Source organism: Aeromonas intestinalis (assembly GCF_054052485.1).
In genome coordinates this window covers 247443-260419 of sequence record NZ_JBSTYK010000001.1, presented here as the reverse complement: position 1 = coordinate 260419, position 12977 = coordinate 247443, and the positions used below count along the sequence as shown (strand labels likewise).

12 protein-coding genes are annotated in these 12977 nt (G+C 61.6%); 1 reads left to right on the top strand and 11 read right to left on the bottom strand.

Annotation, left to right across the window (positions count from 1 at the left end; genetic code table 11):
- Positions 1 to 154: 154 nt before the first annotated feature.
- The 11 genes from ACW5W7_RS01115 to malI form a co-directional block, all read right to left on the bottom strand.
- Positions 155 to 634: an NUDIX hydrolase gene (locus ACW5W7_RS01115; RefSeq protein ID WP_349918750.1), complete on the bottom strand. Its 480-nt coding sequence runs from the start codon at positions 632 to 634 to the stop codon at positions 155 to 157.
- A gap of 26 nt (positions 635 to 660) precedes the next feature.
- Positions 661 to 1617 carry a pseudouridine synthase gene (locus ACW5W7_RS01110; RefSeq protein WP_349918749.1) on the bottom strand — a complete coding sequence of 319 codons (957 nt, stop codon included), beginning with the start codon at positions 1615 to 1617 and terminating at the stop codon, positions 661 to 663.
- A 62-nt stretch (positions 1618 to 1679) separates the two neighbouring features.
- The gene (locus ACW5W7_RS01105; RefSeq protein ID WP_349918747.1) at positions 1680 to 2447 is read right to left on the bottom strand and encodes a PTS sugar transporter subunit IIA; all 768 of its coding nucleotides are present in this window, start codon (positions 2445 to 2447) and stop codon (positions 1680 to 1682) included.
- Positions 2447 to 2752, bottom strand: coding sequence for a PTS fructose transporter subunit IIB (locus ACW5W7_RS01100; RefSeq protein WP_349918746.1), 306 nt, complete (start codon positions 2750 to 2752; stop codon positions 2447 to 2449). The genes ACW5W7_RS01105 and ACW5W7_RS01100 overlap by 1 nt, the downstream gene beginning before the upstream one ends.
- A 197-nt stretch (positions 2753 to 2949) precedes the next feature.
- Positions 2950 to 4356 carry a hexose-6-phosphate:phosphate antiporter gene (uhpT, locus tag ACW5W7_RS01095; RefSeq protein WP_456500489.1) on the bottom strand — a complete coding sequence of 469 codons (1407 nt, stop codon included), beginning with the start codon at positions 4354 to 4356 and terminating at the stop codon, positions 2950 to 2952.
- A 469-nt stretch (positions 4357 to 4825) separates the two neighbouring features.
- Positions 4826 to 6733 carry a PTS fructose transporter subunit IIABC gene (locus ACW5W7_RS01090; RefSeq protein WP_456500488.1) on the bottom strand — a complete coding sequence of 636 codons (1908 nt, stop codon included), beginning with the start codon at positions 6731 to 6733 and terminating at the stop codon, positions 4826 to 4828.
- A gap of 478 nt (positions 6734 to 7211) precedes the next feature.
- Positions 7212 to 7673 carry a GNAT family N-acetyltransferase gene (locus ACW5W7_RS01085; protein ID WP_456500487.1) on the bottom strand — a complete coding sequence of 154 codons (462 nt, stop codon included), beginning with the start codon at positions 7671 to 7673 and terminating at the stop codon, positions 7212 to 7214.
- A gap of 103 nt (positions 7674 to 7776) precedes the next feature.
- Complete coding sequence (locus ACW5W7_RS01080; protein ID WP_456500486.1) at positions 7777 to 8232, bottom strand: DUF6998 domain-containing protein; 456 nt, start codon at positions 8230 to 8232, stop codon at positions 7777 to 7779.
- 518 nt (positions 8233 to 8750) lie between these two features.
- The gene (locus ACW5W7_RS01075) at positions 8751 to 9026 is read right to left on the bottom strand and encodes a hypothetical protein (protein ID WP_456500485.1); all 276 of its coding nucleotides are present in this window, start codon (positions 9024 to 9026) and stop codon (positions 8751 to 8753) included.
- Positions 9027 to 9184: 158 nt separating this feature from the next.
- A complete protein-coding gene (locus ACW5W7_RS01070) occupies positions 9185 to 9628 on the bottom strand; it encodes a CopD family protein (RefSeq protein ID WP_456500484.1) in 444 nt (147 codons plus the stop codon).
- A 416-nt stretch (positions 9629 to 10044) separates the two neighbouring features.
- Positions 10045 to 11082 (bottom strand): Mal regulon transcriptional regulator MalI, encoded by a 1038-nt coding sequence (gene malI / locus ACW5W7_RS01065; RefSeq protein WP_434663311.1) that lies wholly within the window; start codon positions 11080 to 11082, stop codon positions 10045 to 10047.
- 274 nt (positions 11083 to 11356) lie between these two features.
- Between malI and malX the strand changes: the two genes are divergently transcribed.
- Positions 11357 to 12928, top strand: coding sequence for a maltose/glucose-specific PTS transporter subunit IIBC (gene malX, locus ACW5W7_RS01060; RefSeq protein ID WP_456500483.1), 1572 nt, complete (start codon positions 11357 to 11359; stop codon positions 12926 to 12928).
- The last annotated feature ends 49 nt before the right edge of the window (positions 12929 to 12977 follow it).

Here is a 12977-nt window from a genome sequence, read left to right as displayed (position 1 = left end):
TCGAAGTTACCAGTTCGTTTAAACGGGGCGTATTCTACCAGAGTTTTGCGCCCCCGGTCACATCTCCCTGCGCGGGATCCCGTGGGAGTCCCGGCAAGGGGAAATCGTTTTTCTCGCCATCCCCCCCTCATTGGAAAAGTGGCGTCACCTGGCCTCAGATAAAGGCCTGGATCGCCGACAGGGGCAAGCGGGTACCGGCCAGATAATCCTGGATGCATTGCCACACCAGGGGACTGCGCAGGGCCGGCTTGCACTCGGCGATCTCCTCCAGGGTGAGCCAGTGGCAGGCCAGCACGTCCCCGTCGGGATCCTCTGGATGGTGCTGACCCGGCGCCTTTTCAAGGTCGAAGATGACGGCGGTGCGCATGAAGGTGGCCTCGCTGTCTGCCGGTTTGAACAGATAGACCCCGAGCCAGGCGGTGGGGGCGGCGTCAAGGCCCGTCTCCTCTTTCAGCTCGCGGCAGGCGGCCTCGATCAGCGTCTCACCAGGCTCCACATGGCCGGCGGGCTGGTTGAAGCGGCGCTGGCCCGCTATCTCCTCTTCCACCAGCAGGAAGCGGCCCTGCCAGTGCACCAGGGCGGCGACCGTCAGGCGGCTCTGCATTCTCTCCTCTGTCGGCGGGTGTTCAAGCATGGGGACTCCTTGTCGCGTGATGGGATTCAGGATTGGCCATTGCCGCCGCGAGCGGGGCGGCGGGCCGTACCACGTCCCGGGCTGCGAGGCTTGCCAGGGATGGGCTGGTCGGCACGGGGGCCACCGGTGCGAGAGCGCTGGGGGGCGGCGCGATCGGCAGTGTCTTGTACTATTTTTGACCTGTTTTTGTTGGGTGACCGATCGCCAGAAACGCCGTTGGCAGTGTTTTTGACTGCCTGTTTCGGGTGGCCATGGTCGTCCCGGCGGGAGGCAGGAGCGCGAGAGGGCGCCGCCAGCGCGGGGATGGGCAGGGCCCGACTCTGGCCGGGGGCCAGCCCCTCTTCTTGCCAGTTACCCAGGTTCCACTCTCCGATGGCGTAGCGGATGAGGCGCAGGGTGGGGTGGCCGATGTGGGCCGTCATGCGTCGCACCTGACGGTTGCGCCCCTCCACTATGGTGATCTCGAGCCAGCAGGTGGGGATCGCCTTGCGCTCACGGATCGGCGGGTTACGTGGCCACAGGGCGGGCTCCGCCATGATCCGCGCCCCGGCGGGCAGGGTCATGCCGTCGTTCAGCGCCACCCCGGCCCGCAGGCTCGCCAGCGCCGCCTCGCTTGGAATTCCTTCCACTTGCACCCAATAAGTCTTGGGGGTCTTCTCCCCCGGCTGGGTGAGGTGCGCCTGCAGCTTGCCGTCGTTGGTGAGCAGCAAGAGCCCCTCGCTGTCGCGGTCGAGCCGCCCTGCGGCATAGATGCCGGGCTCGGAGATGTAATCCTTGAGGGTCTCGCGCCCGGCTTCGTCGGTGAACTGGCAGAGCACCATGTAGGGCTTGTTCAGCAGCAGCAGCTTGCGATCCTCGGGCGCCACCTCGGGCTTGCGAGGGGCCTCGCTCCCGGGTTCACGTCGGCGCTGGCCCACGGTGGGCGTGCGCTCGGCAGCAGGCCGGGGGGAGAGGCGGGGGCGGCTTGGTTTCATCGCGGGCATACCAAAAACAGGGGATGGGGGATTGTAACACAGGGGACGGGCGCAGGGATGAACGGGGGCGCTCAGCTGAGCAGGGCGTCGATGACCATGGCCTGACGGGCGGAGGCCGTGCCGGCCTTGAGCAGGCCCGTGCTCACCACGTCGTCCATCAGGGCCCGGGCCAAGCGGGTGAGGGGGCGCAACTGCTCGGGGGGAAGCCCGGCGGGGATCGCCAGCAGGATGATGGTCTCCACCTGCCCCAGAGAAGAGCCCCAGTCGATGGGGGCGGCGCTGCTGAGTAGCGAGAGGGAGGGCTGGCGGATGGCCGGGCAGATCACGTGGGGCATGGCGAGCCCCGGCCGGATGATGGTGGGGGCGAGTCGCTCCCGCTCGTCGATGGCGTGCTCCAGCGCGCCCCTATCGCGCACCAGCTCGGCGGGCAGCAAGTCCAGCAGCACCGTCAGCGCCAGCGCCTTGTCGATGGGGGCGCTGGCGTGACCGAGCTGGGATTGGGTGAAGCAATAATCGGGCAGGGTCTGGCACAGGCGTTGCTCGGCCTGGGCGGCCTGGCCTGGGCGCCCCAGCGGCTGGCCCAGCTCCCCGCACCAGCAGGTGAAGGCCATGTGGGCGAGTTCGGCGTCCAGCCCCTCTATCTGCAACTGGCAGAGATCCCCCGGCTGGGTCGCCAGGGTGAGCAGAGCGAGCTGGTTGGCCGCCCCCACGCTCTGGCGGCGGGTTAGATTGGCGAACTGGACATGGGATTTGAACAGCCCCGCCAGCCGGCAAAGCTGCTTGGCCTGGGTGATGGTGAGCCCGGCGCGGCAGAAGAAGGTGATCTCGCGGCTGAGCATCAGCGGGTGGCGGTGGCGGTTTTGAGCACGGCGGCGGCATCCAGCAGCACGGATTCCAGCGATACCTGGCGCAGCGTGCAGCCGGCGAAGCGTTCTTTCTGTTCTATGTCGATGTCGGAGGCGATGAGCACCAGATCCGCCCCGGCGATGTCCCGGGCGGTCAGCACGTTCTCCAGCCCCATGGCGCCCTGGGTCTCGACCTTGATCTTGAGCCCCAGCTTGTCGGCGGCTTTTTGCAGCGCCTCGGCGGCCATGTAGGTGTGGGCGATGCCGGTGGGGCAGGCGGTGACGGCGAGGATCTTCATGGACTCTCACGGCAAATTCGGGTGGGGCAACACAATAGCGCCGCAGGGCCGTTTTTGCCAAAGGGGAGCCGCAAAAGTGGGATCTTGGCGGTGCTCTGGTGCCCCTTTGTGCAAGGCATGGGGCCATTTGACGGCGGTATAAAAAACGGCCCGCCAGAGACGAGCCGAATGCACACAACGGAGTGAAACCTGGGTTATCAGGCGGATTGGGTCGCCAGGGTGGCGGCCTTCATCTCCCGCTTGATGCGGCGGATCTTGCGCTCCTCGGCCACGGCCACGCAGGCCATCAACACCAGGCAGGCGGCGGCGGCCATGTCCAGCGCCGCGAAGGTGCCGTCCCAGCCGGTCAGGCCGAAGATGGGGGTGCCGTCGGCAATCATGCCAAGGCCCAGCTTGGCGAAGCTGTCACCGATGAGGTAGGCGAAGGTGCCCTTGACCCCGTCGGCCACGCTGATGCCCTGTTTAGGCACAAAGCCCACGGCGGCGACGCCGATCAGCAACTGCGGACCGAACACCAGGAAGCCCAGCAGGAAGAGGGATCCCAGGAACATGAACTGGGTGGTGGCGTGCTGATAGAGTCCCAGGGTGGCGATGATGAGCGCCAGCGCCACGCAGGCCACCAGGCCGCGACGACCGTTCGCCAGATCCGAGAGGTAACCCCACATCAGGGTGCCGACCAGGGCGCCCACTTCGAAGAAGGTGAAGCCCTGAATGGCTACGTCCTTGGAGAAGCCGAGCTCCTGGTGAGCATAGACGGTAGACCACTGGTCGATACCGATGCGCACCACGTAGAGGAAGATGTTGGCGAAGCAGAGCAGCCAGATTACCTTGTTCATCAGCACGTATTTCACGAAGATCTGCCACTTGGTGAGCTTCTGCTCCTCGGTGGCGACGTCCTCTTCGCTCGCCACTTCGTCAAACAGCTCTTCCACCTTGCCAAGGCCATAGGATTCCGGTGAATCGCTGCCAAAACGCAGGCCCACGAAGCCGACGATGAGGGCGATGATGGAGGGGAAGATAAACATGCCGAGCACGTTGCCATCGAACAGGTAGTTGGCACCGAACAGTGCCACCCCGGCCGCACCGGCCCCGCCCACGTTGTGGGAGAGGTTCCACATGCCCAGATAAGTGCCGCGCTTGTTGCGAGGGGTCCACTTGGTGATGGTGGAGTAGCTGCAGGAGCCGCCACAGCTCTGGAAGAAGCCGCTCAGGGCATAGAAGAAGATCATCAGGTAGAGGCTGAAACCCGTGCCCCCCATGCTGGCGCTGAAGCCCAGCATGCACAGGGCGGAGAGGATCAGCATCAGCGGCAGGAACTGCTTGGTGTTCTTGCCGTCGGCGTAGTAGGAGACGATGGTCTTGCCCACCCCGTAGGTGATGGAGAAGCCAAGACCTATCATGCCGAGCTCGGTCATGGAGAGGCCGTACTCCTGGATCATGTCGTTCTGTGCAATGTTGAAGTTCTTGCGGATCAGATACATGGTCAGGTAGCCGATGAAGACCACCAGATAGGATTGCATAAAGGGCTTGAACCAGAGCTTGCGCCGGGCTTCGAGCGGCAGATCCAGGGTGGGGACCCTGATCTGTTCGAGCAGTTTCAACATCTTCGTTCTTCCTCTGCGAATAGACGGAATTTTCGCCGCGCCCCTGGGTTATGGCGGCCGATGAGTCGGCCTGTTATGGGAGGTCACGCCACGAAAAGGCGGCAGGGTGGACTCTTGTCTCGCTCTCCTGCCTGTGGAACCTGTGTCCGGCCGCCGTTTGGCGGGGGGATCACTGCATCAGGTAGGCCTGACTGTAATGAGGAGGGCTGCCTGTGGCGTGAGAGCCATCCCTAGTGGACTTAAGAAAATTTCCTAGTTTGGCGGTGTTCGCCCCCGAACTGTGAAGGGGATCACGGCAAGAGTGGGCGACAGGGAACGCGGTGGCAGGGAGGCGGGATGGTCAATGTGATGACGGAAGGCTTGCTTGGCCAAGCCGTAAGTGGGCAGGCGCTGTGACCAGAAACAAGAAGAGGCCACCTTGGGGTGGCCTCTTTGCGTCTTGCAGTGCTTTCTTGCAGCCAGGAGGGGATCAGGCGGCCTTGGCCAGCGCGCGCTCGTCCGTCTTCTTCATCCGCAGCTTTTTCAGGGCAACCGCCACCACACCGGTAACGATGGCGCCGCAGATCATGCAGAGCAGGGCCAGCAGGGGCTTGTTGACCGCACCGAGCAAGGCCACGATGGGGCCACCGTGGGCCACGCTGTTGGTGATGCCAAACAGGAAGGCCATGACGGCGGCGGTCATGCTGCCCAGCATGTTGGCCGGAATGACGGCGAGCGGGTCACGGGCGGCGAACGGAATGGCCCCCTCGGAGATCCCCACCAGGCCCATGGCACCGGCGGCCTTGCCTGCCTCAATCTCGGTTTCATCGAAGATGCCGAGCTTGCGACCGAGTACGGTGGCCAGCGACATGCCAAGGGGCGCGGCCGGGATGGCGCAGGCCATGGCGCCCATGAACTGGGTCTGGCCGGAGGCAATCATGCCCACGGAGAACAGGAAGGCCACCTTGTTGACCGGGCCACCCATGTCAAAGCCCGCCATGCCCCCCAGCACGATACCGAGCAACACCAGGCTGCCGCCGCTCATGGAGAGCAGCATGGCGTTCAGGCCTGTCATCATGTCGGCGATGGGGGCACCGATGATGAAGATGAAAACGGCGGCGATAAAGAGCGACCCGACGATGGGGGCGATGAGGATCGGCACCAGCGGCTGCACCATCTTGTGGTACTGGCGGGTCGCGATCCAGCGCACCAGATAACCGACCAGCAGGCCTGCGATGATGGCACCGATAAAGCCGGTCCCGGCGTCGGCGCCGTAGAAGCTGCCGTTATTGGCGATCCAGCCGCCGATAAAGCCGGGGGCCAGGGCTGGCCTGTCACCGATGGCGTAGGCGATGTAACCGGCGAGGATGGGGATCATCAGGGTGAAGGCGGCGACGCCTACGTTGAGGATCTGGTTCCACATGCTGCCTGCCGGGATCTGCATGCCACTCGGGGTCGGATCGCCGCCGATGGCGAGCGCCAGGGCGATCAGCAAGCCCCCGGTCACCACGAAGGGGATCATGTGGGAGACGCCGTTCATCAGATAGCGGTAAAGATCCGAGGTGCCGCCGGCGCTCTTCTCCTCACTCTTGCGCTCATCCTTGTCCGCCACGTAGGCGGGGGCCTTGAGGGCCTGCTCGATCAGCCCCTTACCATCCTTGATGGGGGCCTTGACCCCGGTCTTGATGAGCGGTTTTCCGTTGAAGCGGGCCATGTCCACCTGTTTGTCGCAGGCCACCACGATGGCGCTGGCGCGGGCGATGTCGGCCGCAGTCGGGCTGTTCTTGACGCCGATGGAGCCGTTGGTCTCCACCTTCACCTCAAAGCCCAGCTCCTTGGCGGCGCGCTCCAGGGATTCGGCAGCCAGATAGGTGTGGGCGATACCGGCCGGGCAGCCGGTGACCCCGATGATGAGGCCCTTGTCGGCAGCCGGAGCGGCCACCGTCTCTTCTTTCTTCTCGAGCAAGAGCGCCAGCGCCTCGGTCGGGGTCTTGGCGGCCAGCAGGGCGTCGATAAAGCCCTCTTCAATCAGCTTGGCGGAGAGCTCGGCCAACACCTCGATATGGTGATTGGCGCCGCCCGCCGGGGAGGCAATCATGAAGAACAGGCGGGACGGCTTGCCATCCTCGGCGCCGTAGTCGATGCCGGCACGGCTGATGCCGATCGCCACCGCCGGGGTGCTCACCGCCGCGCTCTTCGCGTGGGGCAGGGCGACTCCTTCCTCGAAGCCGGTGTTGTCCAGCGCTTCCCGGGCCCACAAGTCCTTGATGAACTGCTGCTCGTCGCTGACATTGCCTTGCGCCGCCAGCAGATGGGCCATCTCGCTGAAGACCTCCTCCTTGCGGCTGGCCTTTAAATCGAGCGCGATCAGCTGCTCGTTGATAAGGGTGGTGATCATGGTGTTCTCCCCGCTCCTCGCTGGAGCCTGTTGGCATCGTTTCCCGGGTGACCACGACAGGTGCTACCCCGGGACATGCAGACAAATTTGACCCTCCTATTATGGTGGGGGCGTGACCTTCTCCCTATGGGACAAGGCTGCGAAATACTGGATTTTTGTGCGATATGGCGTTGAGTGTGAGCGAGCTCTCAAAGCGGCTTGAGCGGCCCGGTGGGTGTTTACGGCATCGATTTACATAGTTAAGTTATTTTAAATCAATTTGTTATTATTGATTCTGAGGCGGAGCGTGAACTGGTATAGCGATTTCACTCAACAGTGGTAGTGCACTTTTCTGCAAATTAATGAGGCGCAAACAGGCTTTGAGATGTGAGCCAGTGCACATAAATGGTGGTGGTCAGGGGGGGAAGAGGAGAGGGCAAGGTGGATAAATGTCGTGAGCCATCGAGTGGCCGCCGTATGGATGGTGGCTGGAGGTGGACTAAAAGTAGGTCGGCGGTTTACCGATATAGCGTGGCTGTGCAAGGGAGAAATACATGCAATCACTACCCGAAAGGCGTCGATACCCCAGCCTTTCGTAGAATCCATGGTCGATATCCGCATGCAGAAAAGTCGCGGCTGTATCGGGATCACTCAGGAGCATGTCTGTCACACCACGCAGCAGATGAGAGCCAAACCCCTTTCCCCTCATCGCCGGATCCGTCGCCAGGGAGCCGATACCAACACAGCCCTGGCCGAGGCCAAATTGGTCGCGATAAACGATAAGGGACGAGACCGGCTGATGATCGGCAACCAGCAGATACCAAACACCGGACTGGTATTTTTTACTGCGTTGGCAGCTGGCGAGATATTCAGTGGGTGCAAGCTCACCACCCCAGGCATCAAACCCCATCCAGTAGATGGTATCCAGTTCATCTGGGCTGGCCCTTCTTGCCTGTCTCATCTGCGCATTCCTTGGCTTGAATACCTGTCTTGTCAGGGAAGTTCGACTGAGAGGCGGGAGGGGGCCGCCTCGCGAGTGGGACTATCTTTGCAACGTAGGTTAATTAACTGACTCTTGGAATACGTAGTGAATCGTCGACAGCTTTTTGTAATTCTTTGAGCCTGCCAAGGGATATTTGATATTGGCCGTTTGTAGGCAAAGGCTTCCCATTAAACTGCTTCCACACCAGATTGCCTGGACCATTAAAAATCTCTTCGAAAGTACCATCGGGAAGTATTTTGATAACGATCGTATGTTCAGGCTGGCAGCGAAACGCTGCTGATGTTGACTGCGTTGCTTTGATTTCAACTTGTAACCCGGATGAAGAGTGGGCGTCATATCCCTTGTTTGAGGATTTCATCAAGTTCAGCCCGTAAGCATCAGCTACCAAGCATTCACCAATGCTGCCAACCATATGTCCATCAGGAGTAAAGTGTCGCCCTGGAAACATGGATTCCAGTTCTGTCACCGTCGAATAGAGCTGTTGTATTAAGGTTCTGAATCTTTCGTGATCAATCATTCTCTTGTCGCGCCGAGTAAACATCAATGAAGGGGATTGCGTGTGCATTGCCATTATCACTGAAGTCACTTGCTCACTGCTGAATGACAGCAGTCAATGTTCACTATTTACCTGTGTATAGGGAGCGACGTTTCAGCATGTAGATAACCCCGATAAGCGATAGGTTGCCAAGTGAAGTTTGTTAACTAGACAAGAAGATTACTGGCCGCTAGGGGTCAGCTTGAGGGTTCCAGCGTCAGCGAAAGCCTCGGAATTGAATGCCCAGTTCCATCAGGGGCTTCGTTGTGGATTAAGGAAATGATCCTTCAGGACGGCATCAATGCACGGTTTTGCCGGATCCGCTACTAGCAGCAGTGCCATGAGTAATTCGTTGATATCGACCTCGAGACAATTTATTTTCACCTCACCTTGTTGCTGACAGATTGTTGCCTACATGGGGCAGACCGATATGGTTCTTTGGCGTATCATCGGTTTCCTGGCCCTTCTCACCACCTACACCATGGGGGTGGCCACGTGATTCAGCGCTCGAGAAACGTCTCGCCGCAGCGCTCGCAGATCAGGTGCCGCACATTGGGATCCAGATAGGCGAGCTTGTCGCCGAATACCTCGTTAGTGATGCTGCTGGAGGTAAAGGCTTGCCAGAAGGCCTTGCGCGGATCCTTGGGCATGATGTCCTGGCTGTGGTCACGGGGGACCAACACCACGATATGGCGGGTTCGTTCGCCGCACTGGTCACAGCGGTGGATCTCGCTCTGGGGTTCGGGGTGAGTGTGGGTGGCGCACTCTGCTGTCATGATGATGACTCTGCTGTGAATGGCGCGCCCATCATAGCCTTCACCCGTGGACGCTCAAGGCCCCAAACAGGGGGCCAGCTCGTGGCAAGATAGCGGCCCATCAGGCCTCTCCTCCTGGCTATCCCATCGAGGTCGCCGTCACCGATTTGATGCCCTCATCAATAGAACCAACCGGTCCTGAACGACACGCCAGTGATGACAAAGAGGATGGAGATAATGGTCACCGGGATGATATGCCAGGCCATGGTGGTGAGGTTTTTTTCGGACAGGTTTGGAATGACGCGAAACCTCGCACTCAGTGCAAAGCAGAGCGTCAAGGCGAGCAGCGACAGTTTCAACAGGATCGGGTGGGCGACGGGATTGGAAAAATCCAGCCACTGGCTGACATCCGGCAGCATTCTATGGGCCAGAAACAGACCCGTTATCACCTGGATGATCAGGGCCGGCATGCCGATTTTTTCGTAAACGGATTCGAACTCCAATAGTCTGGCGGGCGAGCGCTCCCTCAATACCCTTGGCAGTACGACCACCGACAGCACTATATGGCCGCCAGTCCAGACCGTGGCCGCGAGTATATGTAACAACAGTGCCAATCCGTACATTCCTTCCTCCGGTGATGCAACGTCAATGCGCCGCGCCCTTCATATCAGGCTCTGACTGGACCTCAGTGGGATGCCGAGGGTGTCTGAGGCAATATCCTTGTCCCGCAGGTGAGCGAACAAAACATGCCAATCAATGGCATGATTTCCCAAAACCCGGCGCTGCACCCTGCTCAAGATCAATGAATCCGCCCAATGCCGCTGTTCTTTGCTGTGACAAGGGACTGGCGTCGGTGGGTCGGATGGCGAGCAGACATATCAGTGGCACCGTCTTGGCCAGGGTCAGCCGCCCCGTCTCCGATAGCCCTTCCTGATGCTGACTTTCCCATGGTGGCCTTGTTTGGCAATATCCGCTATCGGTGCTCAAAGGACTGGGAAAGGGGGATGGACGTGCCGATGATGGCCTCAGCCGTTCAAGCTCAGGCCGACTCCCGCTTCTGCAGGCTGGGGGTGATGATATGGCGATTGGGGACGAGCTCGGGTTGCTGCATGCGGGCCAGCAGGCGGCGGGCGGCCTGACGGCCAATCTCCCGGGCCGGGGAGTCGACGAAGGTGAGGGCGGGGGAGCTGAGCTCGGCCTCGGCAATGTCGTCAAAACCGAGCAGAGCCACCTGCTGGCCGATGTAATTGTCCTTGCCCACGGTGCGCCCGCTCGCCTCCACCCCGTAGATGCCGCCGAGGGCCACCTCGGGGTAGTGGCAGAGGATGGCGGTCACCTTGGGATGCTGGTGCAGCAGCTGGGCTATGGTGTCGGCGGCGCTGCGCTGGGTGCGATCGCACTCCAATACCCACTCGGGTTTGAACGGCAATCCGTATTGCAGCAGGCTGGCGCAGTAGCCGCCGATCCGCTCGGCCCGGGTCAGGGAGTCCGCGCGCCCCCCCACGTAGGCAATATGGCGATGGCCCTGCTCGATGAGGTAGGTGGCGGCCTGCTGGGCGGCATGGGTGTTGTCCGGGCCGATGAAATCCACGTCGTCGCGATAGTAGGAACGAGCGGCGCACACCACGGGCAGCTGGGAATCGATGAGTGCCTGCAGCGTCTTGGCAGCGGCGCCGCGCACCGGGTTGAAGATGATGCCGGCCACCCCCTGGCGGGAGAGAGACTGGATGCTCTGCTGCAACCGCTCCGGGCTGTGGCCGCACTGGGTCAGAAACAGCAGATAGCCCTGCTGCTCCAGCACCTCGCTCACCCCGGCGGTCACCTCGGTATAGAAGGGATCCGTGATGTCCCGCAGGATCAGGCCCACCAGATTGGAGTGCTGGCTGCGCAGGTTGGCGGCGGCGCTGTTGGGCACGTAGGCGAGGGTGTCGATGGCCTGCTGCACCCGCTCTGCGGTGGCGGGAGAGATGCGCCCCTTGCCCCGCAGCACCAAGGAGACGGTGGTGACCGAGACCCCCGCCAACTGGGCCACATCGGTGATCTTGGCATGCTTGGAAGGTTGTGATGTGGGCGGCATAGGCGCTTGTGTGGAGAAAAAAGAGAGCCGAGAGGCACAGCATACCCCCTGCCGGGAGGGAGTAAAACGTTACAGCATGCAGGGAGGGATCTGCCTCACAGATTTGGCATCCGCCGCATTATTGAGCGGTTGTTTTGTGATCTTGCGGGGGATTTTGAGTTGATAAAACGTTTTATCATTCACAAAACCTGATGCTATTCCAGCTGCTGGCACCCCGATGACGCGGCAGAGGATAGACACAGGATCTGACCTTCACTTCACAAGGATTAGACAGATGGCCAAGTCCCCCGCCAAATCCACAATCTGGGAGTTCCTGCAGAGCCTCGGCAAGACCTTTATGCTGCCGGTCGCCCTGCTCGCCTTCTCCGGTATTCTGCTCGGTGTCGGCAGCTCGCTCACCAGCGATGCGGTGAAGCAGAGCATGCCCTTCCTCGACAATATGGTGCTGCAGCTGCTGTTCCTCTGGATGACCAAGGTGGGGCTGGTGGCCTTCATCTACCTGCCGGTGATGTTCGCGGTCGCGATCCCGCTGGGGCTGGCCCGTGAAGAGAAGGGGGTGGCGGCCTTCGCCGGTTTCGTCGGCTATGCGGCCCTGAACCTCTCCATCAACTTCTACCTGACGGTGGCGAACGTCATCGGCGACGGGGCGGCGGAGAAGGCCTACGGGGTGAAATCCATCCTCGGCATCAGCTCCATCGACACCGGGATCCTCGGGGCCATCATCGTCGGGATCATCGTCGCCAAGCTCCACGCCCGCTTCTACACCTACAAGATGCCCGATGCCCTGGCCTTCTTCGGCGGCGCCCGCTTCGTGCCCATCACCACCGCCATCGTGCTGGGGGTGGTGGGTCTGGTAGTGCCCCTGGTCTGGCCCTGGTTTGCGGCCGGGATCAACGGCATCGGCGCCGTCATTTCCCACGCAGGTCCCTTCGGTCCCTTCCTGTTCGGTACCGGTGAACGACTGCTGCTGCCCCTTGGCCTGCACCACATCCTGGTGGCGCTCATTCGCTTCACCGAGGCCGGTGGTACCCAGTTGGTGTGCGGCCACGAGGTGAGCGGGGCGCTCAACATCTTCTACTCCGAGCTCTCCTGCGCCGATACCACCCAGTTCTCGGTGTCGGCCACCTCCTTCCTCTCCCAGGGCAAGATGCCGGCCTTCCTCGGCGGCCTGCCGGGGGCGGCGCTCGCCATGTATCACTGCGCCCGTCCGGAGAATCGCGGCAAGATCAAGGCGCTGCTGGTCTCCGGCGTGGTGGCCTGCGTCATCGGCGGGATCACCGAGCCGCTCGAGTTCCTGTTCCTGTTCGTCGCTCCCGTGCTCTACGTCGTGCACGCCATCCTGACGGGTCTGGGCTTCATGACCATGGGGCTGCTCGGCGTCACCATCGGCAACACCGACGGCAACCTCATCGACTTCCTGGTGTTCGGCGTGCTGCAGGGCACCGCCACCAAGTGGTATCTGGTGCCCGTGGTGGCGGCCATCTGGTTCGCGGTCTACTACGGGGTATTCCGTTTCGCCATCGTGCGCTTCAACCTGAAAACCCCGGGCCGCGAGATCGAGAGCAACGACGCGCCGCAACCGGCCGGCAAGAAGGCAGGCAGCAGCGGCTACAACGGGGAGGTCATCCTCAATGCCCTGGGGGGCGCGGACAACATACTCGCGCTGGACAACTGCATCACCCGGCTGCGGATGTCGGTGCAGGACATGAGCCGCGTCGACGACAAGCTGCTCAAAGCCAACGGCGCCATCGGGGTGATCAAGCTCGACGAGCACAACCTGCAGGTGGTCATCGGCCCTCAGGTTCACCTGGTGAAAAACCAGCTGCAGAGCCTGATGGAGACCTGAGCCATCGTCATCATCCATGACATCGGGGGCCGAGGCCCCCTTGTCCATG